Below are 21,167 nucleotides of genomic sequence, written 5' to 3' on the forward strand. Positions count from 1 at the left end.
CGAAGCACCATCGGATCACACGATTCCCCGTCCTGGCGCCGGGGATATTATGACCGTTGTTGGGATGGAACAGCGGCGTGCCCCTTAGCATGCCCGGACCTTTCCGAGTATCAAATCACCGTATCCGGTCATCAAAGTTCCGATCAGAACGGAGAGCAATTCCACCCCCTTCCGAAATTTGAGAAAATGAGAAACCGAGCTTTTATAGAGTTCGTCCTCTCCATCAAAACGGCATTCCTTTGGGAGCTCTTCAAAGAGCCTGTGGATCGCTTTGAAATGCACGATACGGTCAGTATCTTTTATTTCCCAAAAAACGATCAGCAATGACAAAACGATCCACACAACACCGAAACGTTGCAGGGATGCCCAGTCACTACAGGACTGACTCAGAACGTAAGTGACGCCCAAAAGGGCTATGACAGCGACAACGGGCATCAAAGCCAAAAGCGCACCCTCCGCACGCGCGAAGAGTCGATGCAACGCCTGCAACTGTTCTTTCTGACGCGACGCCGCGACGCCATCGCGCTTTTCCATTGCGGCGAGGTGCCACTTGACCAGCGGCGCGAGAGCCTTGGCTACAAGCAGATCAAGTAGATCTTCACCGAAATAGAATATCCTCAATGCGCCACCCCCGCCGCGACGCTTTCGTCGATGAACCGCCCCTCGCGGAAGCGGTCGAGCCCGAACGCCTCGGTGAGCGGCGAATGCCCCTTCGCCATTAGCTCGGCAAAGCCCCAGCCCGAGCCTGGGATCGCCTTGAACCCGCCTGTGCCCCAGCCGCAATTGATGAAACAGCCCTCGAGCGGGGTTTTCGACAGGATCGGCGAGCGGTCGCCCGTCACATCGACGATGCCGCCCCATTGCCGCAGCATCTTCAGCCGCGAGATCATCGGGAAGGTCTCGACCAGCGCGCGCACGGTCTCTTCGATATGCTGGAAACTGCCGCGCTGGGTGTAGTTCACATAGCCGTCGGTGCCGCCGCCAATAACCATCTCGCCCTTGTCGGACTGGCTCATATAGCCGTGCACGGTATTGGCCATGACGACCACGTCCATGCAGGGCTTGATCGGTTCCGAGACCAGCGCCTGGAGCGCCACCGATTCCAGCGGCAGGCGGAAGCCGGCCATCTCGGCCAGCACGCCGGAATGGCCCGCGACCACGATGCCCAGCTTGTCGCAGGCGATGTCTCCTTGTGTGGTGGAGACGCCGGTCACGCGGTCGCCGTCGCGCTGCACGGCGGTGACCTCGCAATTCTGGATAATGTCCATGCCCATGTCGGAACAGGCGCGCGCATAGCCCCATGCCACCGCATCGTGCCGGGCGGTGCCGCCGCGGGCCTGCCAGAGCGCGCCCAGCACCGGGTAGCGCGGGCCGTCGATATTCATGATCGGGCAGAGCCGCTTGACCTCGCGCGGCGAGATCATCTCGGTGTCGATGCCCTGCATGCGGTTGGCATGGACCGTGCGCTGATAGCCACGCAGCTCATGCTCGGTCTGGGCCAGCATCATCACGCCGCGCGGGCTGAACATGACGTTGTAGTTCAGATCCTGGCTCAGCGTCTCGTAGAGCGAGCGCGCCTTTTCATAGAGCGCCGCCGAGGGATCCTGAAGGTAGTTCGACCGGATGATCGTGGTGTTGCGCCCGGTATTGCCGCCGCCGAGCCAGCCCTTCTCGATGATCGCGACATTGGTGATGCCGAAATTCTTGCCGAGGTAATAGGCGGTGGCGAGCCCGTGCCCGCCGGCCCCCACGATCACCACGTCATAGCGCGGTTTCGGCTGCGGGCGGCGCCAGGCGCGGCCCCATCCGGTGTGATAGCGTGCGGCCTCGCGGGCGATGGCAAAGACGGAGTAACGTTTCATCGGGCCTCGAATCCGGGACAGGCGCGTCCCCTACCACCAGAACTCAACATCAGCCGGGCGCGAACCGCAACCACCCTGTCCCCCGGCGGCGCGCAGGGCCATTTGGCCGCGCCTCTGAGGGCTTTTTTCCGCCGCCTTGCATCTATACATGGATCCGGAGGACGTGGACGGGAGTGAGCATGACCCTTTTCTGGATCGTTGCAGGCGCGGGCGCGCTGATCGTGGCGGCGCTGCTGGCGCTGGCGCTGCTGCGCGGGCAGCGCGAGACCGGCCCGGCGGAGGCCTACGACCTCCAGATCTATCGCGACCAGCTCAAGGAGATCGAGCGCGACGCGGCGCGCGGGGTGATTGGCAGCGAAGAGGCCGAGCGGCTCAAGACCGAGGTGTCGCGCCGCATCCTCGCCGCCGATGCCAAGATCCACGATACCGGGGGCGAGACCGCGCGCGGGCGCGGCCCGGCCACGGCCATGGCGGTGCTGATCGCACTGGCGCTGCTCGGCGGCGGCTTCGGGCTTTACGCCACGCTGGGCGCGCCAGGCTATGGCGATCTCGGCTTGCAGGACCGTATCGCCTCTGCCCGTGAGCTGCGCGCCAACCGCCCCAGCCAGGAGGAGGTCGAGGCGCAACTGCCCGCCTCGCCGCAGGTCGAGGCGCCCGAGGATTACATGACGCTGGTCGAACGCCTGCGCGGCGCCGTGCAGGAACGGCCCGACGACATTCAGGGCCATATGCTGCTTGCCCGCTCCGAGGCGGCGCTGGGGAACTACCCGGCCGCCTATGCGGCGCAGCGCCGGCTGATCGAGCTGAAGGGCGAGAGCGCCACCGCCAAGGATTACGCCGATCTCGCCGACATGCTGGTGCTGGCCGCCGGCGGCTATGTCTCGCCCGAGGCCGAGCGGGTGCTCGACGAGATCATGGCGCGCGATCCGGCGAACGGCGTGGCGCGCTATTACGGCGGGCTGATGATGGCGCAGACCGGGCGGCCCGATTCCGCCTTCCGCATCTGGGACCAGCTCCTGCGCAACAGCGCGCCCGACGATCCCTGGGTGCCGCCGATCCGCGAGCAGATCGGCGAGCTGGCCATGGCCGCCGGCAAGAACGACTACCAGCTTCCCGCCGGCGCCGCGCCGCGCGGCCCCGGGCTCGCCGGCCCCAGCGCCGCCGATGTGGAGGCCACCGCCGATCTGACCGATGCCGAACGTCAGGACATGATCCAGGGCATGGTCGACCGGCTGGGCGAGCGGCTGGCCACCGAGGGCGGCTCGCCGCAGGAATGGGCGCAGCTTCTGGGCGCGCTCGGCGTGCTGGGCGAGACCGAGCGCGCCGGCGCGATCTGGGCCGAGGCGCAGACCGTCTTTGCCGGACAGCCCGAGATGCTGGACATCGTCCGCGCCGGCGCGCGCCAGGCCGGGGTGGTGGAATGATCCTCGACGAGATCGAAGACTTTGCCGCCGCCCTGCCCCCGATGCGCGCCATCGCCGGGCTCGACCTCGGCACCAAGACCATCGGCGTGGCGCTGTCGGACCGGTTGCTGACCGTGGCCACGCCGCTGGAAACGATCAAGCGCAAGAAATTCACCGAGGACGCGCAGCGCCTGCAAGCGATCCTCTCCGCGCGCGAGATCGGCGGCATCGTGCTCGGCCTGCCGCGCAATATGGACGGTTCCGAAGGCCCGCGCTGCCAGTCGACCCGCGCCTTCGCGCGCAATTTCGCGCAGCTCTGGGACGGGCCGCTGACCTTCTGGGACGAACGCCTTTCCACCGTCGCCGCCGAGCGTACGCTGCTGGAGGCCGATACCTCGCGCAAGAAGCGCGCCGAGCTGATCGACCATGTGGCGGCCTCCTACATCCTTCAGGGCGCGCTCGACCGGCTGCGCCATCTGCGGGGCTGAGCCATGAGCGACGATGTCTGGAAACGCGACGAGATCGAGAGCCCCTGCATCAAGATCTGCGTCATCCACCCGGAGGCGCGACTCTGCACCGGCTGCCTGCGCAGCATCGACGAAATCGCCGCCTGGTCGAAGATGACCCAGGCGGAGCGCCGTGCGGTGATGGCAGAGCTGCCGGGCCGCAAGAGCCAGCTCATCCGCCGCCGCGGCGGGCGCGCGGGCCGGCGCGACCGGTAAGGCTCAGGCCGCCTCGGTCACCCGCGTCAGCGCCTTTTCGATCAGCTCGGGCCCCACACCGTCGCGCGTCGCCTCTTCCGACAGCACCCGCCGCCAGCCGCGCGCGCCGGGACGGCCCGCGAACAGCCCCAGCATGTGCCGGGTGACCTGATGCAGCCGCCCGCCCTGCGCCAGATGGCGCTCGATATAGGGCAGCATGGCGCGCGCAATGTCCTCGGGCGCGTTGGTCTCCGCCGCCGCGCCATAGATCCGCGCATCCGCCCCGGCGAGGATCTCCCAGGGCTTGTGATAGGCAGCGCGCCCGATCATCACCCCGTCGAGCCCTTCATCCAGAAACGCTTGCGCCGCGTCGAGACTGTCGATCCCGCCATTGATCGAGATCTCCAGCTCCGGGAAGGCCCGCTTCATCTCTACCACCAGCGGATAGTCGAGCGGCGGGATATCGCGGTTTTCCTTGGGGCTGAGCCCTTGCAGCCAGGCCTTGCGCGCATGGATCGTCACCTTGCGGCACCCTGCCCCGGCGACCTTTTCGACAAAGCGCGGCAGCACCTCGCGCGGCTCCTGTTCGTCGACCCCGATACGGCATTTCACGCTCACCTCGATGCCCACCGCCGCGCGCATGGCAGCGACGCAGTCGGCCACCAGCTCGGGCGTCTTCATCAGCACCGCGCCGAACGTACCCGACTGCACCCGGTCCGACGGGCAGCCGCAATTGAGGTCGATCTGATCGTATCCCGCCTGCTCGCCCAGCCGCGCCGCCTCGGCCAGTTCCTGCGGGTCGGACCCGCCAAGTTGCAGCACGACGGGATGTTCCTCAGGGCTGAAATCGAGCAGATGCAGCGCCCCGCCCCGCACCAGCGCCGGCGCGGTGACCATCTCGGTATAGAGCAGCGTCTGCCGCGACAATAGCCGGTGGAAATACCGGCAATGCCGGTCAGTCCAGTCCATCATCGGGGCAATGGCGATACTATGTGATTGATATTTATTCATTTCTCCAGAATCATCAACTCATTGCGCGGCGACGTGTGCACTCCAATTTACGACCCAGTACGCCCCTTTTCGCCACGTTTCGACCGCGCACTGCACACATAGAGCACATGAAATGGCGACCATATCAAAGCTTCCTTCGGGCTCCTTGCGAGTCCAGGTCAGACGCAAAGGGCACGACTTCAGTGAATCCTTCCTGCGTCGCGGTGACGCGGAGCTTTGGGCGCGGACCATGGAGGGCAAGATCGATCAGGGGGAACCTATACACATTGGCGTTGCCGCGGCCAAGACATTCGGAGACCTTATCGAGCTTCACAGAGCGGATCTGGCGGAAGTCGGGAGAACGCTCGGTAGGTCGAAAGCCGCGAGCCTGGATTTTCTTGCGCTACGCCTCGGGGCTTTGAGACCCGCCGAGCCGAGCCGGGAAACGCTCGTCGAGCTCGGTCGACAGCGCGCCAAAGAAGAGGCTGGCCCGGTAAAAGTTGGCATCGACCTCGAGTATATTAAGACGATCCTTTCGCATGTTGCCGCCGTTCACGGTATCATCGCCCCAACTGACCTCCAATGCCGTCCTGCGCTGGCAGGAGGGCCGCAAAGTCGAATGGCACGACATCGCTCCGGGCAACCCCATGCGGAACGGCTTGGTCGAGAGCGTCAACGGCCGCTTCCGGGACGAGTGCCTCGACCAGCACCTGTTCTCGAACCTGCGCCGTGCCCGGAACCTGGTCGCGGCGTGGCGCGACGACTATAATCATCGCCGCCCCCCACACGAGCTTCGACGGGCTCACACCGTGGGAGTATCACCAACACTCAATAGACGACGAATCCCTGAACAGAGCGAACCAAAGAACGCGGACTCTATGGGGGATCAGATCAAGATGGACACGCCGCAACTGCATCGAACCAGCATCTTGTCGGCAGCCTTCCAGGCTGACCACGGACCGAAGCACGTTCCCGAAATGCCTTGATCAGGAGTCGCGCAATGGCAATCGGAGCGACTGCGCCGAAGGAACACGCCAGCGGGATCAGGTCTGATGGTCGAAATCCCTTGACGGACGGAGACCCGTTACCGAAGTGCTGAGCTAGGAGATCCCGCCCAGACAGACGTTCTTCAGCTCCAGGAAATCATCGATCCCGTACTTGGAGCCTTCGCGGCCCAAGCCGGACTGCTTGATGCCGCCAAAGGGTGCCACCTCGGTCGAGATCAGGCCGGTGTTCACGCCGACCATGCCGCTTTCGAGCGCCTCGGCCACCCGCCAGACCCGGGACAGGTCGTTGGCGTAGAAGTAGGACGCCAAGCCGAATTCACTGTCATTGGCCATGTCGATGACCTCGGCCTCGGTTTCGAAACGGACCAGCGCGGCAAGAGGGCCGAAGGTTTCTTCGTGACAGACCAGCATGTCGCGGGTCACGCCCGTCAGCACGGTCGGCGCAAAGAAGGTGTTGCCGGTGTTCGATCGGCTGCCGCCCGTGGTGACCTCGGCCCCCTTGCTGACCGCATCGGAGATATGCGCCTCGATCTTGGTGACGGCGGCTTTGTTGATCAATGGGCCGGTGGTCACGCCTTCGTCGAAACCATTGCCGACGTTCAGCCGCCGGACGGCGTTCTTCAGCTTTTCGGCAAAGGCATCGTAGATCCCCGACTGCACATAGATCCGGTTGGCGCAGACACAGGTCTGACCATTGTTGCGGAACTTGGCGATCATCGCGCCCTCGACCGCCGCATCGACATCGGCGTCGTCGAAGACGATGAATGGCGCGTTGCCGCCGAGTTCGAGCGACATCTTCTTGATGGTGCCGGCGGCCTGTTCCATCAGGATCTTTCCGACGCGGGTCGAGCCGGTGAAGGTGATCTTGCGCACTTTGGGATTTGTGCAGAGCTCCTTGCCGACGCCCGAGGCATCGGTCGACGGGATGACATTGAACACACCCGCCGGAATGCCCGCGCGCTCCGCCAGAACCGCCAGGGCCAGCGCCGATAGCGGCGTCAGTTCCGCTGGGCGGGCGACAAAGGTACAGCCGGCGGCCAAAGCAGGGCCGACCTTGCGCGCGATCATCGCGTTGGGGAAATTCCACGGCGTGATGGAGCCGACGACACCCACGGGCTGTTTCAGCACCATGATCCGTTTGTCGCGCTGATGGCCGGGGATCACATCGCCATAGATGCGCTTGGCCTCTTCGGCGAACCATTCGATGAAGGAGGCACCATAGAGGATCTCTCCCCGCGCCTCCGCCCAGGGCTTGCCCATCTCGGCGGTCAGGATCGTGGCCAGATCGTCCGCGTTTTCGATCATCAGATCGTTCCAGCGGCGCAGGATCGCGGCGCGCTCCTTGCCGGTCATCGCAGCCCAGCCGGGGCCGGCGGCGTGCGCCGCCTCCACCGCCCGTGCCGTTGCAGCCACATCCAGATCTGCAACCGAGGCAACAAGCTTCCCGGTGGCGGGATCAAAGACGTCGAAGCGCGCCTCGCCCTCGATCCATGCGCCGTTCACATAGGCGCGGGTTTCCAGAAGGCTGGGGTCTTTCAGCGTCAGATTCATCAGGTCGTTCATCTCAGGCCCCTTTCACGGCGTCGATTGAGGCCTCCAGAATGTCGAGCGCCTCGGCAAAGACGTCCTCGGGGATGGTCAGCGGCGCTAGGAAACGGATCACGTTGCCGTGGACCCCGCAGGTCAGCAGAACGAGCCCGCGTCTGAGCGCTTCAGCACGAATGGCGTTGGTCATTTCGGGGTTCGGCGCGCTGCCATCGGCGGTGTTGAACTCTGCCGCGACCATGAAGCCGGGGCCGCGCACATCGACAATTTCCGGCACTCGCGACCGGATTTCGTTAAGACGCTGTTTCAGACGCGATCCAAGGATATTGGCGCGATTGCAGAGGTCTTCTTCCTCGATCACGTCCAGCACCGCATGGGCGGCGGCGATGCCCAGGGGATTGCCGCCATAGGTGCCGCCCAGCCCGCCGGGCGCCGCGGCGTCCATGATCTCGGCCCGGCCGGTGAGCGCGGCCAGCGGCAGGCCCCCGGCCAGACCTTTGGCCATGGTCGTGATGTCGGCGGCGACGTCATAGCCCTCCATCGCGAAGAGGTGACCGGTGCGTGCGAAACCCGTCTGAACCTCATCCGCGATCAACAGGATGCCATGGGTGTCACACAGCTTGCGCAGCCCGCGCATCAATTCGGCGGGCGCGGGATAGAAGCCGCCCTCGCCCTGCACCGGCTCAAGGATGATCGCGGCCACGCGGTCGGGGTCCAGATCGGCCTTGAACAGCTTTTCGATCCCTGCCAGCGCATCGACCGTGGAGGTGCCGTGCAGCTCGACCGGGAAGGGCACATGGAAGACGTCGGGCATCATCGCGCCGAAGCCCTTCTTGTAGGGCGCGACCTTGCCGGTGAGGCTCATCCCCATGAAGGTCCGGCCGTGGAAGCCGCCGCCAAAGGCGATGATGGCGTTGCGACCGGTGGCGGCGCGGGCGACCTTGATGGCGTTTTCTACCGCCTCGGCGCCGGTGGTGACAAAGACGGTCTTTTTCTCGAAATCGCCGGGCACCTTGTCGTTCAGCCGTTCGGCCAGCCGGATGTAATTCTCGTAAGGCAGAACCTGATGGCAGGTATGGGTGAAGGCCTCGGTCTGGCGGCGCACCGCCTCCATCACCTTGGGGTGGCAATGGCCGGTGTTCACAACGGCGATCCCGGCGGCAAAGTCGATATAGCGTTTGCCTTCGACGTCCCAGACCTCCGACCCGGAGGCGCGTTCGACATAGACCTGCGTCTGCATGCCGACACCCCGAGAGATGGCGGCGTCGCGGCGGGCGGAGATTTCGGCATTCAGCATTGTTCCATATCCTGGCTGGAGCGGGGGCAGGCCCCCGTCGATTGTGGTGAGCGGCAGGATATGGCGTTGAATTTTTGGCGAAAGTCTGTTTCTTTAATATCTTAAGTCACTGAATTATATATGGTGAAACAAGAACGTTGATCTATCATGAACGATACTAACAGCGCGCCCGAGGAACGCGAGTTGGGTCTGCGCCTGCGGGCGGTGCGTGACCGGGCCGGACTGTCGCAGCGGGCACTTGCCAAAAAGACGGGCGTGCCCAACTCGACGATTTCGCTGATCGAGGCGGGAAAGATGAACCCGTCCGTCGGCGCGTTGCGGCGTATTCTCGATGGCGTGCCGATCAGCCTGTCGGAGTTCTTTGCCTTCGAGCCGGAGCGCGAGAAAACCAGCTTTTACGCCGCCGGGGAGCTGACCGAAATCGGCAAGGGCAAGGTGTCGCTGAAACAGGTCGGGGCGAGCCTCTTCGGGCGTCAGCTGATGATCCTATACGAGACCTACGAGCTTGGGGCCGACACGGGCCGGGTGATGTATGGCCACGAGGGCGAGGAGGGCGGCATTGTGCTGTCCGGTCGGGTCGAGATCACCGTCGGCGAAGACCGCAAGATCCTCGGGCCGGGTGATGCCTATTACTTCGACAGCCGCGCGCCGCATCGCTTTCGCCAGGTGGGGCCCGAGAAATGCGTGCTGGTCAGCGCCTGCACCCCGCCGACCTTCTGAACACGGGCGCATGCCGGCCGGTCAGGTCTGGGCAAGCTCCAGAAGCAGGATGAAGAGCTCGCGCTCTGTGGTGATATCGAGCTTGTAATACAGGCGATGCTTGTGATTCCGCACGGTCCCGGCACTGATCGCCAGCGCGTCGGCGATGCGTGAATTCGGCTCTCCCTGAACCATCATCGAGACGATCTGCCGCTCTCGCGAGGTGAGCTGATATTTCACCTGAAGCTGGTCCACCAGATCGGCGGCTTCGAGCGCGGTATAGCCCGGCGATTTCTGCTCGACCGTCAGAACCTTTCCTTCCGGCGCGACCGGGTTGGTCTCTGAAAGTTCCGACCATTTCAGGATGAATTCCGTGCCGATCCCGGCTTCGCCGGATTTGCCCGTGGCCAGAAGGGCGTCGATCTCGTGCCGGATGTCCGGAGAGATCGCGCTGTTCCAGGAATCGTTCCTGAAGATCTCCCGGCCCCTGCGGTCCTGCACCAGCATGGAGATCTCGGAATTCTTCAGATCCGTTGCGCCATAATTGACGAAGCTGAGACGGACATGTTGCTGATGCACCATGTTGATCGTGTCGAAGATGAGCTTGGCGCGGAAGATGTCCTGTTCGGAAAAGGTGCGCGAGGACAGATCAATGCAGATCGCGACAAAGACTCCGTTGACGATCGGCAGCATGAAAATCAGCTCGTCGCGTATGTTCGCGGTGCGGAACATGGCGTCGTAAAAGAACGTATCAGCGCTGCCCCGGCGCAGCTCATCGAAGGTTAGAACGGGATTCACGCGGCCTTCCCGCACCCGCCGGAGCAGCGGATCGATCCGGTAATACTGGTCCAGATATTGCGAGACGGCAGCCTCTTCCATGGCATGGTTGGACAGGAATTCCGGCTTTGCGTGCATCGCGTAGCGAATGACCAGGTATCTGTCTGTATTGAAGAAACTGGCCAGTTCCCGGGCCAGGGAGGGGTAGAACATATCCTGGCCGCTGCGCGCGATCACCGTGCCGAGCGACACGAGAAAGTCGATCGCCAGTTTGTCTTTCATGCCGGTGTCATCATCCTCTTGCATGCTTGCCCTGTTCTCTCCCTCCGGCATATGCCCGATCATCCGTCCGCGGCGATGGTGACGGTTGTCACCATACACATGTGAGCCGTCCTGGGGTTTGCTTGATTGCGTCACAGCGCATCGCAACCGGGGACCGAATGCACCGTCAGACCGTTCACACGATTCAGCAAACCCTCCTGAAACGGGAGCGCTCTGCTGCGGAGATTGTAGCGGATGCGCTGGCGCGGGCTGAAGAGGTCCAAAAGCACTGCAATGCCTTCACGCGCATCTTTGCGGAGGAGGCGCTGCAAAGCGCGCGGCGGGCGGATGAGGCTTTGGCCGGCGGAAAGCCCATGCGCGCGCTGGAGGGCGTCCCGGTCTGCATCAAGGATATGACGCCCATAGCCGGGCATCCGCCGACATACGGAACATGGGCGCGGGCGCGAAACGGTGCGCCGGGCGAGGCGGTGATCGTGTCCCGCCTGAAGCGGGCCGGCGCCATCGTTCTGGCCCGGACCACCACCGCCGAGCTGGCGTTTTCCAGCTTCACCGCGACAGAGCGTTACGGCGTCACGCGAAACCCCTGGGACGGTCGGCGGACCTCCGGCGGCTCGTCCGGCGGCAGCGCAGTCGCGGTGGCCGCGGGTGTTGTGCCACTGGCCGAAGGCTCCGACATGGGCGGCTCCGTGCGCATTCCCGCCGCCGCCTGTGGCGTGGTTGGCTTCAAGCCGAGCCTCGGGCGGATCCCGATGGATATTCTGCCCACGCCTTGCGATACGATCTCGCATTTCGGTCCGCTCGCGGGCTCCGTGCAGGATGCCGTCACGTTCCTGTCGGTGACCGCCGGGCATTCCCCGGCGGATCTTCTGAGCCAGAAGCGACCGTTTCGCGCCACCGAGGCCGCGCCGGGATCTGTGCCCGGGCTGCGGATCGCCGCTTCGGTCGATCTTGGCTATTGCGGTGTCTCTCCGGAGGTCGCGGAGACGTTTCACACCGTTCTGGACCGCCTGCGCGCGCATGGCGCCGATATCCGCGAAGTGCGCCTGCCCTGGACGCGGGCGGTCTTTGACCTCTGGGCCACACATTGGAACGCGCTGCTCTGCGCGATGGCCGAAGAGTTCGAAGACACCTCCCGGATGGGCGTACCACTTCGGCGCTGTCTCGCGCAGGGGCAGGCGGTCAGGGCGCGGGATCTGATGCAGGCGGACCGTCTGCGGAAGGCCATGGCTGCGGACATGGCCGGTATCTTCGAACACTGCGATGCCTTCCTCTGCCCGACGCTGGCGCGCCTCGCGCCCGCCGTCGACAAGACCGATGCTGATTTCGAAGACGATCTGCCAGACGGTCGCTTTCATGCCTTCGACATGACGCACCCCTTCAACATGCTGTCCGCTTATCCCGCCATATCCATGCCCGTAAGCCTATCCGGGGATCTTCCGGTCGGCATCCAGATCGTCGGCCCGGCCTATGAGGACGAGCGCACGCTGGCCGTGGCGGGTGCATTCGAGAAGCTTTTTCCTCCGCTCCCTCTGCCCAAATTCTGAAAGGAGACAGATGTGACACTCCCCGCAATACCAGATGCCGAGTTCGAAGCCCGGCGTGACCGTGCCCGAAAGATGGCGAAAGACGCGGGCCTTGATGCGCTGGTGATCTGGTCGCGCAGCGGCAATTCGGTCGAGGCCTATGGCGATCTTTTCTACCTGACGAATTTCGTGTCGCTGTTCCCCTGCGTGCCCGACCGGAAGACCTGGAGCAGCCGTGGCCATGCCGCCCTGATCCTGCCGGTGGACGGCGCGCCGGTGCTTCTGACCGATTATCTCGACGATCCGGAAGACCGCATCAAGGTGACCGATGTCCGCTTTGCTCTCGATCTGGCAGCGGGCACCGGCAAGGCTCTGGCCGATATGGGGCTGCTGGATCGCCGGATCGGGATGGTGGGCATGATGTCCTATCTGGTCAGCGCGCATCAGCGCCTGGAGGCCGCCGCCGGACGCCCCGTTACGTTCGAAAGCGCCGATCATATTCTCGAACGTCTGCGGCTGATCAAGAGCCCGTCCGAGATCGCCATGCTGCGGCACTCCGCCAGCGTTGGGAAAAAATGGATGGATGCCACCATGGCGGCGCTGGTCGAGGGCAATACCGAAGGCGACGCGGTGGGCGCGGGGCTTGCGGTGCTGGCGGCCAATGGCGGTACGCAACAGGACATCGCCATTGCCAGCGGGCCGAACGCGATCCACTACATGGGCAGCTCCGGCGTGCCGCACTGGAACGTGCAGCGGGCGCTGGAACCCGGTGACCTCGTCCATGTCGACCTCTGGGGGCCGGTCTTCGGCTATTATACCGATTTCGCCCGCTCCACCGTTGTCGGTGGCAAGCCCGATGGCGGGCAGAAAGAGCTGCTCGAAGGCAGCCGGGCGCTGATCCATCACATCATCGCCGGGATCGAACCGGGCAAAACCCGGTTCCGCGATCTCTACACGCGCGGCACCGCGTGGCTCGATGCCAACGGCTTTGCCAATCACAAGAGCACGGCGGACGAGACCAACAATTTCAGCCAGCAATTCCCGTGTTTCGGCCATGCCATCGGCCTCGGGATCGACGGGCCGTGGATCGTCGAGGACGAGCAGACCGTGATTCAGCCGAACATGACGATCGCGGTCGAGGCGCTGGTGTCGAAGCTCGGGGTTGGCGCTGCCAACTATGAAGAAGACGTGCTGGTGACCGATAAGGGCGCGGAAATCCTGACCTCGGCCTGCGACGGCGTGCGCTGGGGCTGAGGCCCGGACTGGCGGACCGGACAGGCTCCGGTCCGCCTTACAGAAACACAAACGACAGGGAAAACGACATGAAACTCACTTATTTTGCAGGCGCGATGCTCGCCGCCGGTGCGATGTCTCAGATGGCCGCCGCGCAGGAGACGATCAAGATCGGCGCCCCCATTCCCTTGACGGGGTATTTCGCCGCCGATGGTCAGACCATGCAGGAGGCGGTCGATCTGGCCGCCGCTGATCTGAATGCCGAGGGCGGTGTGCTGGGCAGGCAGGTCGAGGTCGTCACCTTCGATATCGGCGACCTGACGCCCGACAAGCTCACCGCCGCTGCCGCCAATCTGATCGAACGCGACGAGGTGAGCGTGCTCATCAACGGCTATGGCGGCATGGGGCCGGATATCCCGGCATTCTGCCCCTATGGCATCCCCTACATCCACAACGATGCCGTCAGCAGCGTGGTCGATCTCGCCGAGCGGATGAATTGCGGCGCCATTTTCAACGCCTCGGATATCGACGTGAATTACGGTCGCATCGTCTTCGAGCAGATGCTTGCAAGCGGCTACGACTTCCCCTCCGAAACCCTCGCGCTCGTGCATGGCGATTACGAATGGGACATCAATGTCGCCAAGGGCATGGCGGAGGCGGCGGAAGCGGCCGGATGGACCGTCGTTTATGAACAGGAAGTGCCCTACGATACGGTCGAGTGGACCAACGTCATCGGCAAGCTGAACGACGCCAAGCCCGGCCTGATCCATTTCGAGGCGCTTGATCCGTCGGTCGCCACGACCTTCATGTCGCAGCTCGCCCTCGACCCGGTTCCGGGCGCGGCGCTCAATATCGGCTATATCGGCGCGACCCCGGGTGTCGACGACGCGATTGCCCAGGGACAGGCTGAGGGGGTCTTTACCTTCACCCTGAACGCACACGGCACCGACGAGGCGGGCGTGGCTTTCGAGCAGGAGTGGATGGCGGCCTATGATGCGGAACCTCCGGTCAGCCTCGCCGCTGCGGTTTATGATATGGTCCACCTTTGGGCGGGCGCTGTCGAAGCCGTTGGCGACGACCGCGATTTCGCGGCTGTTGCGGAGCAGATCGGGGCGCTCGATTTCGACGGGATCGCCGGCACCTATGCCTTCAACGACCGCAACTTCATCGACTCCAGTGCCGAGACCCAGCCGGCCCAGCTGTTCCAGATCCAGGATGGCAAACGCGTACCGGTTGTCATCGGCGACGAGGTCGTTGCGCCGGTAACCGCCGCGGAGTGACGTGTCTCGTGGCGCCGGCCCGCATCTGACGGGCCGGCGCCCGCGCGTCGATGTCTGCCGGAGGGGATCAAATGACGTCAAATCATATCATGTCGCTGAACAAGGTCGGAATGCGGTTCGGGTCCTTCCAGGCCCTGTCCGATCTGTCTTTCGATATCGACGCGGGCGAAGTGCTCGGCGTCGCGGGGCCGAACGGCGCGGGCAAGAGCACGCTGCTCAATGTCTGTACCGGCGGGCTCTGCCCGACATCCGGGAGCGTGCTGCTCGACGGGCAGGACATCACCGCCCTGCCGCGCCATTCGAGATGCTCCAAGGGCATCGCGATGACCTTTCAGATTCCAACGGTCATTTCGTCGCTGACCGTGGCCGAAAACCTGCTGGTGGGCCGGAGTTTTGGCGGCAGCCACAGGCATGATTTCGACGCCATTGTCGAGATCGCCGGGCTGGGCGATGTGCTCGGCGCCGATGCCGGGACGGTGGATCTGCTGACGCGCAAGGCGATCATGCTCGGCGCCGCCCTCGCGACGGGCCCGCGGATCGTTTTCATGGACGAGCCGCTTGGCGGTCTGAACGCGGACGAGATCAAGCGCTTCGTGCAGATGATCGACCGCTGCCGGCAGGCATTCGGTGTCACCGTCGTCATGGTCGAGCACAAGACCCGCGCGCTTGCCGAGATCGCCGACCGTATTCTGATCATCAATTTCGGCAAGTTCGTCTGCCTCGACCGCCCCTCCGTCGTACTCAACGACGACCACGTTGTCGAAATCTACCTCGGGAAGAAACACGATGCTTGAAGTTGACAGGATCAATGTCAGCTATGGCGACTTTCATGTGCTGCACGACGTTTCGCTGAAGGTTGAAAAGGGCGAAATGGTCGCCGTCCTCGGCGCCAATGGCCATGGCAAGAGCACCCTGCTGAAAGCCCTGTGCGGTCTGCTGCCAATCCAGAACGGGACTGTCCGCTATGAGGGGTCCGACATCACCCGGCTTGCATCGACGGAGCTGGTGCAGCGCGGTCTCGTCTACGTCGCCGAAGACCGGCGGCTGTTCCGCGACATGACGGTGCTCGACAACCTCATGCTCGGCGCGTTCAACACACGCGCCTGGAAATGCCGCGAAAAGACGCTCGATCAGGTCTTTGCGCTCTATCCGCGTCTGGAGGAGCGCCGGCATCAGCTTTGCCGCCATCTCAGCGGGGGTGAGGCGCAGATGGTTGCGCTGGGGCGCGGGCTCATGTCGAAGCCGCATCTTCTGGTCATCGACGAGCCGTCTCTCGGGCTCGCGCCGAACCTGACGGCGCAGATGATGGAAACGATCCACGACCTGAACAGGGCCGGGATGACCATCCTGTTGGTCGAGCAGAACGCGGCGCTGCTGACCGGACACATAAGCCGGAGCTACGTGATCGAAGAGGGTGTGATTGCCGAGGGCGATCTTTCGGCATTCGGGGAGTTGCAGTGATGAACATCGTCGAAATCCTGATCAGCGGCACGACACAGGGTGCTGTCTACTGCGTGATCGCGATGGGACTGTCGCTCGTCTATGGCACGTCCCGCATTCTCAATTTCGCCCATGGCGCGCTCTACACCCTTGGCGGCTATATCGCGTGGTTTCTGATGTATGGCGGCCCGGGCCTGTCCTTTGGCCTCGCATTCGTCGTGTCGCTGCCGCTGCTCTTCTGTATCGGCGTGGCACTTGAGGCGGGCATCATCCGCCCGCTCCGGCGCCACGCGAACTGGCAGATCAACGCAATCATGGTCACCCTCGGACTGGCCTTCGTGATCGAGAACGGGTTGCAGCTCCTCTTCGGGCCGAAAACCAAGACCATTCCCGCCTTTATCGAGGGCGGTGTCTCCATCGGCGGGACGACGGTCTCGCTCTACAAGATTGCGCTTGTCGGCATTTCGGTCCTGCTCGTGGTGCTGCTGGAGCTGTTCCTGGCGCGCACGCGGGCGGGAAAATCCGTTCAGGCGGTGTCGCAGGATCTTCAGGCGGCGGCGCAGGTCGGGATCAATGTGAACCGTGTCTTCGGTCTGGCCCTCGGCCTGTCGGTCGTGCTGACCGGGGCGGCGGGCATTCTGCTCGCACCGGTCTTTCAGATTTCGCCCACCGGCGGCTGGTCGCCTTTTCTGAAAGCCTTCGTGATCGTCGTCTTCGGCGGGCTGGGAAGCACGCGGGGCGCCATGCTCGCGGCGTTCATCCTGGCGTTTCTGGAGGCCATCGTCGTTGCCTCCGTGGGGCCGGGCTGGGCGATGCCGGCCTGGCTCATCGTGCTGATGATCGTCCTGATGACACGGCCGAAGGGCCTCTTGGGGGTATGGGAGAACTGAGATGACAAAACCGATACAAGACAGCCGGTCCAGACCCGCCGGCCTGAGCTCGCGGTTCACGGGCGCCCACTATCTCCGCGACAGCCTGGCGTTTCTCGGCTGCGCGATGGCGTTTCTCGCCGCAGGGCTCGTGATCGGCGAAAACTACGTGTTCCACATCCTGATCCTGATCTGCATCTGGAGCGCGGTCATCGCGGGGTGGGATCTTCTGATCGGCTATGCCGGTGTCTTCAACTACGCTCAACTCGTGTTTTTCGCCGTCGGCGCCTATGGCAGCGCGATGCTGTCGGTGTCGGGCGGCCTGCCCGCGCTCGCCGCAATCCCGCTCGCCGCCGGGATCGGCGGGCTTTTCGGCGCGCTGATCGCCATTCCAAGCGCCCGCCTCAAGGGGGAATACGTCGCCCTCTTCACCTTTGCGGTGCATCTCGCGCTGCCGTCGATCCTGCAACAGACACGGGGTCTCGGGACAGGGGGCAGTACGGGTATTCTGGGCCTGCCGCCGATCTCGCTGTTCAGCCAAACGTTCTATGCGATCGACAAACAGGCCTGGTTCCTCATGGCCCTGATCGTCGCCGTGATCTGCATCTACCTGATCTATTTCGTCGTGCTGCGCAGCAGGTTCGGCCTGGCGCTTCTGGCGATGCGCGACGCGCCGGCCTTTTCCGAGGCGCTCGGCGTGAACGGGCGCCGGTATCAGATCGCCGCCTTTGCAATCTCGGCTGCCATCACCGCCTTTGCCGGCGCGTTCTATGCACATTACACCGCCGTGGTGACGCCGCGCATTCTCGGGACGGAGTTCTTCCTGATGGCGATGGTGATGCTCGCCATCGGGGGCATGGGCCGGTTTCCCGGGGCGCTGCTCGGTGTCTGTGTCGTCGTTATCGGCAACGAAGTGCTTCGCAGTTTCGACAGTTATCGGCTGTTCGCGCTGGGGCTGATCGTCATCGGTTCGGTGATATTCCTGCCGCACGGGCTGGGTGGTGTCCTAAGACGTTTTGGTAAAAAGGATTCTCCTCGGGCTTAGGCTCAGGACCCATTGATTGTGGCGGAGAGGCGTGATTCACCGTCCGGCAACAAAGCGGTGATCTGTCTGATCTCTTCTGGCTGAGCGATGCGCAGATGGCGCGTCTGGAGCCTTACTGCCCCAAGCCGCCCAGAAAATGAAGGCGCGCATGCAGGCCGGCTATTGGGTGCACAGGGCTGCCTATCGCACCCAGAAGGGCCACGGCAAGATCCTGGTCCGCGACGAACCGCTTGCCTCGATTGTCCAGGAAGCCTTCGAAGGCTATGCATCTGGCCGCTTCCAGACCCAGGCCGAAATCAAACGCTTCTTCGAGGGGTTTCCCGCGTTTCCGCGCGACCAGAAAGGTACGGTCACGCAACAACGCGTCACCGACATCCTGACCCACCCCATCTATACCGGCCATATCCCCAGCGCGCATTCCGGCCTCAGCTGGTTCAAGGGGCATCATGAGGCGCTGATCACGCTGGAGCTCTTCGACAGGGTCCAGACCCTTCGCCAAGGCACCCAAGCGCAAGAATATCGGCGATGCCTTCGCCCTGCGCGGCACGATCGTCTGTGCCGAGTGCGAAGTGCCGCTGCGCCCCTCCCTCACCCGCGGCCATTACCCATACGACCTCTGCCAGACCAAAACCTGCTCGAGCTATGGCAAATCCATTCCCCGCGACCGGCTGGAGGAGGAAGTCGGAACGATCATCAAAACCCTGCAACCCTCTCGCGACCTGATCGCCCTGGCCACGGCCATGTTCCGCCACGCGTGGGACCAGCGCCGCGCCCAGGCCGAAGACATCCGCGGCGCCGCCCTCCGCCAGATCGCGGATTGCGACAAACAAATCGCCAAGCCCCTCGACCGCGTCGTCGAAACGACAAATGCCAGAGTCGTCACGGCCTATGAAACCAAGATTGCCAGCCTCGAACATGACAAGGCGCGTGTCGCCGAGAATCTGGTGCTTCGAACAGAACCGGTGGGACCGTTCGAGGAAAAACGAGAACCTCTCCTGACATTCCTCGCAGGCCCCTGGAAACTCTGGGCATCCGAGCAAATCACCCTACGCAGGACGGTGCTCAAACTGGCCTTCGCAGGGCGGCTCAAATATGACGGGAAAACAGGGCCTAAAAGCCCGGAAATCTCCTTCACATTCAAGGCATTACAGCGCCTTCAGGAAGGGGAAGTCTGTTTTGGTGCGGTCGAGAAGACTCGAACTTCCACGGGAGTTACCCCACAGCGACCTCAACGCTGCGCGTCTACCAATTCCGCCACGACCGCACTGCCATTGGCTTGGTGACGCGCTCTCTACAAAAGCTGCGCGGAGAAGGGAAGAGGGAAATCGCATTCCGATCAGATTTTCGCGCACCGCGTGCATCGACGCAAAAAGGCGGGCGCCAGCGGCACCCGCCTGCCCGCCCTCAACGGGCACTCAGTTCTCGATCGTGAAGACCGGCAGGGTCGCCGCCTTTGTCACCATACCTTCCGGCGCCGTCTGCACCGCGGCATTGCCGCCGAGCATGAGCGAGGCCTTGCGCAGCAAGCCCGCGCGCTCCGGCTGTCCGGACGCAAAGACCGGCACAGCACCACCGTCCAGCGCGTCGAGCGCCTGACCGTACCAAGAGACCGCGAGATCGAGCCGTTTGCTGGCGCCGAAGCCCTGGCTTAGGTGATGGCCCAGAAGCTCTGCATAGGGCGCCTGGCCGAGCGAGACCAGCATCAGCGCCGCAGCCATCGCGGTATCGAGATCATCGGTCTTGTAGCCGGAGGCAAGGCAGATCTGCGCGGTTTTTTCCAGCTGCGCCGGCGACATGCCCGTCGAGAGCAGGAACTGTCCGACGCCTTGCAGCACCTCTTCGCGCGGTTGCAGCGACACCGCCGCCACGTTTTCCTTGAGGAGCTCGCCGAAGCTCGCGCATTGCGCGGCGATCTGCTGCGGTGTCGCGCCGGCCACCTGCGCCATGAGCTCTTCGCCACGCGCAATGGCATAGGTGCGGGTGAGGCACATCTGCTCGTCCATCGCCACGACCGGGTCAGTCAGCGTGTCGGCGGTGATGTAGCCGCCATTGGTCGAGGTCACGAGGCTGACTGTGTTGCAATGCGACGCGAGCGAGGCCTCCACCGGGGCCGCGCCGAAGAAATTCGGCAGCGCCGGGCTGGCGGGCTGCGCGGCAACGGGCGCGGTCGAGGGCACCACCGGCTGCGCAGAGGCAACCGGCGGTGCCACCCCTGCCCCGGACATCGCCGCCATCTGGGTCTGCGGCGGCAGCTGCGGTGCGGGCATGCCCGGAGAGGCCGCCGTCATGGTGCCGCCATCGCCGGTCTTGGCGCAGGTGCCGCGCTGACAGGTGAACATCGCCGGTGTCACGTTGAAGGCCTGGAAATCATTGCGCTCGTAGCCATCGGGCGTCGAGGCGAAGACCCGCACCGCGCAACTCTGCGCGCTGCACCAGAAGGCCGAGCCGGTCACCGAGGTGTCGATCAGGTAATCGGTGCGCCCGTCGCCATTGATATCGGCGAGCTGGATGAAACCGTGGCGCTGCACCAGCTGCTCCGCCGTCGGATCGGAGCTCTTGGCGATCTCGTTCACGGCCGCAGCCACAACGCTGGGCAGGCCGTAATGTCCGCCGATGGAGGCGGTGGCCAAGTTGCCGCTGCCATTCATCTGCTCGTCGCGATAGGCCGTCAGCAGCCCCTTCACGCCCATCGGAGAAGAGGCGATCATCTGCGCAGTGGTCGGCCCGCCCGCCTGGGCGCGATGATAGGAACCGATTAGGAAATCGCGCTCGTACTGGGTGATCTGGCCGGTGGGCGAATAGCCCATATGCGCCTGATAGGCAGAGATCGCGCTACGGCTGCGGCTGCCCATCACACCATCTACCGAACCCGCGTCGAAGCCGAAATAGTTCAGCGCGGTCTGGGTGTCGCGATTCTGCTGGCGCTGCGCGGAGTTCGCAGAACTGCTCTTGTAGGTCTTCTTGGCGGGTGCGCGATAGACCTTCTTCTGCGGCTGGTTGGCGATGGCGCTGCCGATGATGCCCCCCACCAGACCGCCGACAAAGGCGTTGTCGGCAAGGGCGGGAAGCGGGGTAAGCGCGACGCTAGCGGTCAGCAAACCTGTTACGAAACGACGTTTCACAGGGAATCTCCTCTATAAAAATATGGGCGCCGGGAGATTATGAGCGCTGCGTGCCATGCCCTCACCAAACGATCCGTGGCAAAAATCGTCCC

At 63.8% G+C, this 21,167-nt stretch carries 20 protein-coding genes, 1 tRNA gene and 2 pseudogenes; 13 read left to right on the forward strand and 10 right to left on the reverse strand.

The window, feature by feature from the left end; translation table 11 throughout:
* Window positions 1-84: 84 nt before the first annotated feature.
* Complete coding sequence (locus tag I6N89_RS13985; RefSeq protein ID WP_207019055.1) at window positions 85-621, reverse strand: hypothetical protein; 537 nt, start codon at window positions 619-621, stop codon at window positions 85-87.
* Window positions 618-1,862 (reverse strand): sarcosine oxidase subunit beta family protein, encoded by a 1,245-nt coding sequence (locus tag I6N89_RS13990; protein WP_076705611.1) that lies wholly within the window; start codon window positions 1,860-1,862, stop codon window positions 618-620. The genes I6N89_RS13985 and I6N89_RS13990 overlap by 4 nt, the downstream gene beginning before the upstream one ends.
* Before the next feature lie 179 nt (window positions 1,863-2,041).
* On the opposite strand from I6N89_RS13990, the gene ccmI reads away from it, so the two are divergent.
* Genes ccmI through I6N89_RS14005 form a run of 3 tightly spaced genes read left to right on the forward strand, consistent with a single transcriptional unit; the run spans window position 2,042 to window position 3,987 of the window.
* Entirely contained in the window at window positions 2,042-3,286 is a 1,245-nt protein-coding gene (gene ccmI, locus I6N89_RS13995; RefSeq protein WP_207019056.1) for a c-type cytochrome biogenesis protein CcmI, read from the forward strand.
* Window positions 3,283-3,753, forward strand: coding sequence for a Holliday junction resolvase RuvX (gene ruvX, locus I6N89_RS14000; RefSeq protein WP_207019057.1), 471 nt, complete (start codon window positions 3,283-3,285; stop codon window positions 3,751-3,753). Before ccmI ends, ruvX begins: the two co-directional genes overlap by 4 nt.
* Window positions 3,754-3,756: 3 nt before the next feature.
* A complete protein-coding gene (locus tag I6N89_RS14005) occupies window positions 3,757-3,987 on the forward strand; it encodes a DUF1289 domain-containing protein (protein ID WP_207019058.1) in 231 nt (76 codons plus the stop codon).
* Between the two features lie 3 nt (window positions 3,988-3,990).
* Here the strand turns inward: I6N89_RS14005 and dusA are convergent, their stop codons facing one another.
* Entirely contained in the window at window positions 3,991-4,977 is a 987-nt protein-coding gene (dusA, locus tag I6N89_RS14010; RefSeq protein ID WP_207019059.1) for a tRNA dihydrouridine(20/20a) synthase DusA, read from the reverse strand.
* A gap of 382 nt (window positions 4,978-5,359) precedes the next feature.
* Complete coding sequence (locus I6N89_RS14015; RefSeq protein WP_207019060.1) at window positions 5,360-5,497, reverse strand: hypothetical protein; 138 nt, start codon at window positions 5,495-5,497, stop codon at window positions 5,360-5,362.
* Window positions 5,498-5,525: 28 nt separating this feature from the next.
* Between I6N89_RS14015 and I6N89_RS14020 the strand changes: the two are divergent.
* Window positions 5,526-5,817: pseudogene (locus I6N89_RS14020) on the forward strand (integrase core domain-containing protein); the annotation flags it as partial.
* Window positions 5,818-6,056: 239 nt separating this feature from the next.
* Here the strand turns inward: I6N89_RS14020 and I6N89_RS14025 are convergent.
* Both I6N89_RS14025 and I6N89_RS14030 read right to left on the reverse strand, forming a co-directional pair.
* A complete protein-coding gene (locus tag I6N89_RS14025) occupies window positions 6,057-7,526 on the reverse strand; it encodes an NAD-dependent succinate-semialdehyde dehydrogenase (RefSeq protein ID WP_207019062.1) in 1,470 nt (489 codons plus the stop codon).
* A 1-nt stretch (window position 7,527) separates the two neighbouring features.
* A complete protein-coding gene (locus I6N89_RS14030) occupies window positions 7,528-8,805 on the reverse strand; it encodes a 4-aminobutyrate--2-oxoglutarate transaminase (RefSeq protein WP_207019063.1) in 1,278 nt (425 codons plus the stop codon).
* Window positions 8,806-8,952: 147 nt separating this feature from the next.
* Between I6N89_RS14030 and I6N89_RS14035 the strand changes: the two genes are divergently transcribed.
* On the forward strand, window positions 8,953-9,525 hold the full coding sequence (locus I6N89_RS14035; RefSeq protein ID WP_207019064.1) for a cupin domain-containing protein: 573 nt from the start codon (window positions 8,953-8,955) through the stop codon (window positions 9,523-9,525).
* A 21-nt stretch (window positions 9,526-9,546) separates the two neighbouring features.
* On the opposite strand, the gene I6N89_RS14040 is transcribed toward I6N89_RS14035, so the two are convergent.
* On the reverse strand, window positions 9,547-10,563 hold the full coding sequence (locus I6N89_RS14040; protein WP_207019065.1) for a LuxR C-terminal-related transcriptional regulator: 1,017 nt from the start codon (window positions 10,561-10,563) through the stop codon (window positions 9,547-9,549).
* Between the two features lie 158 nt (window positions 10,564-10,721).
* Here I6N89_RS14040 and I6N89_RS14045 point away from each other — a divergent pair, with 158 nt between their 5' ends.
* From I6N89_RS14045 to I6N89_RS25825, 8 genes and pseudogenes are all read left to right on the forward strand, one after another.
* Window positions 10,722-12,107, forward strand: coding sequence for an amidase (locus I6N89_RS14045; protein WP_207019066.1), 1,386 nt, complete (start codon window positions 10,722-10,724; stop codon window positions 12,105-12,107).
* A gap of 12 nt (window positions 12,108-12,119) precedes the next feature.
* Window positions 12,120-13,340, forward strand: a complete 1,221-nt coding sequence (locus I6N89_RS25770) for a M24 family metallopeptidase (protein ID WP_207019067.1) — start codon at window positions 12,120-12,122, stop codon at window positions 13,338-13,340.
* Window positions 13,341-13,408: 68 nt separating this feature from the next.
* Complete coding sequence (locus I6N89_RS14055) at window positions 13,409-14,599, forward strand: ABC transporter substrate-binding protein (protein WP_207019068.1); 1,191 nt, start codon at window positions 13,409-13,411, stop codon at window positions 14,597-14,599.
* Between the two features lie 71 nt (window positions 14,600-14,670).
* Window positions 14,671-15,393, forward strand: coding sequence for an ABC transporter ATP-binding protein (locus tag I6N89_RS14060; protein ID WP_207019069.1), 723 nt, complete (start codon window positions 14,671-14,673; stop codon window positions 15,391-15,393).
* On the forward strand, window positions 15,386-16,060 hold the full coding sequence (locus I6N89_RS14065; protein WP_207019070.1) for an ABC transporter ATP-binding protein: 675 nt from the start codon (window positions 15,386-15,388) through the stop codon (window positions 16,058-16,060). The genes I6N89_RS14060 and I6N89_RS14065 overlap by 8 nt, the downstream gene beginning before the upstream one ends.
* The gene (locus I6N89_RS14070; protein ID WP_207019071.1) at window positions 16,060-16,929 is read left to right on the forward strand and encodes a branched-chain amino acid ABC transporter permease; all 870 of its coding nucleotides are present in this window, start codon (window positions 16,060-16,062) and stop codon (window positions 16,927-16,929) included. The genes I6N89_RS14065 and I6N89_RS14070 overlap by 1 nt, the downstream gene beginning before the upstream one ends.
* A gap of 1 nt (window position 16,930) precedes the next feature.
* The gene (locus tag I6N89_RS14075; RefSeq protein ID WP_207019072.1) at window positions 16,931-17,953 is read left to right on the forward strand and encodes a branched-chain amino acid ABC transporter permease; all 1,023 of its coding nucleotides are present in this window, start codon (window positions 16,931-16,933) and stop codon (window positions 17,951-17,953) included.
* 148 nt (window positions 17,954-18,101) lie between these two features.
* A pseudogene (locus I6N89_RS25825) lies at window positions 18,102-18,392 on the forward strand (resolvase); the annotation flags it as partial.
* Between the two features lie 19 nt (window positions 18,393-18,411).
* On the opposite strand, the gene I6N89_RS25490 reads toward I6N89_RS25825, so the two are convergent.
* From I6N89_RS25490 to I6N89_RS14090, 3 genes are all read right to left on the reverse strand, one after another.
* Window positions 18,412-18,870, reverse strand: a complete 459-nt coding sequence (locus tag I6N89_RS25490; protein ID WP_236016634.1) for a hypothetical protein — start codon at window positions 18,868-18,870, stop codon at window positions 18,412-18,414.
* Window positions 18,871-19,130: 260 nt separating this feature from the next.
* Window positions 19,131-19,217, reverse strand: a tRNA-Leu gene (locus I6N89_RS14085).
* Between the two features lie 151 nt (window positions 19,218-19,368).
* Window positions 19,369-21,075, reverse strand: coding sequence for a peptidoglycan-binding domain-containing protein (locus I6N89_RS14090; protein ID WP_207019074.1), 1,707 nt, complete (start codon window positions 21,073-21,075; stop codon window positions 19,369-19,371).
* Window positions 21,076-21,167 lie beyond the last annotated feature (92 nt).

Origin of the sequence: Salipiger abyssi (assembly GCF_017311415.1) — a bacterium.
Classification (GTDB): domain Bacteria; phylum Pseudomonadota; class Alphaproteobacteria; order Rhodobacterales; family Rhodobacteraceae; genus Salipiger; species Salipiger abyssi_A.

Coding starts and splice junctions, on each gene's coding strand:
- I6N89_RS13990 (WP_076705611.1), bottom strand. CDS start 1,862: ATGAAACGTTACTCCGTCTTTGCCATCGCCCGCGAGGCCGCACGCTAT.
- ccmI (WP_207019056.1), top strand. CDS start 2,042: ATGACCCTTTTCTGGATCGTTGCAGGCGCGGGCGCGCTGATCGTGGCG.
- ruvX (WP_207019057.1), top strand. CDS start 3,283: ATGATCCTCGACGAGATCGAAGACTTTGCCGCCGCCCTGCCCCCGATG.
- I6N89_RS14005 (WP_207019058.1), top strand. CDS start 3,757: ATGAGCGACGATGTCTGGAAACGCGACGAGATCGAGAGCCCCTGCATC.
- dusA (WP_207019059.1), bottom strand. CDS start 4,977: ATGAATAAATATCAATCACATAGTATCGCCATTGCCCCGATGATGGAC.
- I6N89_RS14015 (WP_207019060.1), bottom strand. CDS start 5,497: ATGCGAAAGGATCGTCTTAATATACTCGAGGTCGATGCCAACTTTTAC.
- I6N89_RS14025 (WP_207019062.1), bottom strand. CDS start 7,526: ATGAACGACCTGATGAATCTGACGCTGAAAGACCCCAGCCTTCTGGAA.
- I6N89_RS14030 (WP_207019063.1), bottom strand. CDS start 8,805: ATGCTGAATGCCGAAATCTCCGCCCGCCGCGACGCCGCCATCTCTCGG.
- I6N89_RS14035 (WP_207019064.1), top strand. CDS start 8,953: ATGAACGATACTAACAGCGCGCCCGAGGAACGCGAGTTGGGTCTGCGC.
- I6N89_RS14040 (WP_207019065.1), bottom strand. CDS start 10,563: ATGAAAGACAAACTGGCGATCGACTTTCTCGTGTCGCTCGGCACGGTG.
- I6N89_RS14045 (WP_207019066.1), top strand. CDS start 10,722: ATGCACCGTCAGACCGTTCACACGATTCAGCAAACCCTCCTGAAACGG.
- I6N89_RS14055 (WP_207019068.1), top strand. CDS start 13,409: ATGAAACTCACTTATTTTGCAGGCGCGATGCTCGCCGCCGGTGCGATG.
- I6N89_RS14060 (WP_207019069.1), top strand. CDS start 14,671: ATGACGTCAAATCATATCATGTCGCTGAACAAGGTCGGAATGCGGTTC.
- I6N89_RS14065 (WP_207019070.1), top strand. CDS start 15,386: ATGCTTGAAGTTGACAGGATCAATGTCAGCTATGGCGACTTTCATGTG.
- I6N89_RS14070 (WP_207019071.1), top strand. CDS start 16,060: ATGAACATCGTCGAAATCCTGATCAGCGGCACGACACAGGGTGCTGTC.
- I6N89_RS14075 (WP_207019072.1), top strand. CDS start 16,931: ATGACAAAACCGATACAAGACAGCCGGTCCAGACCCGCCGGCCTGAGC.
- I6N89_RS25490 (WP_236016634.1), bottom strand. CDS start 18,870: ATGTTCGAGGCTGGCAATCTTGGTTTCATAGGCCGTGACGACTCTGGC.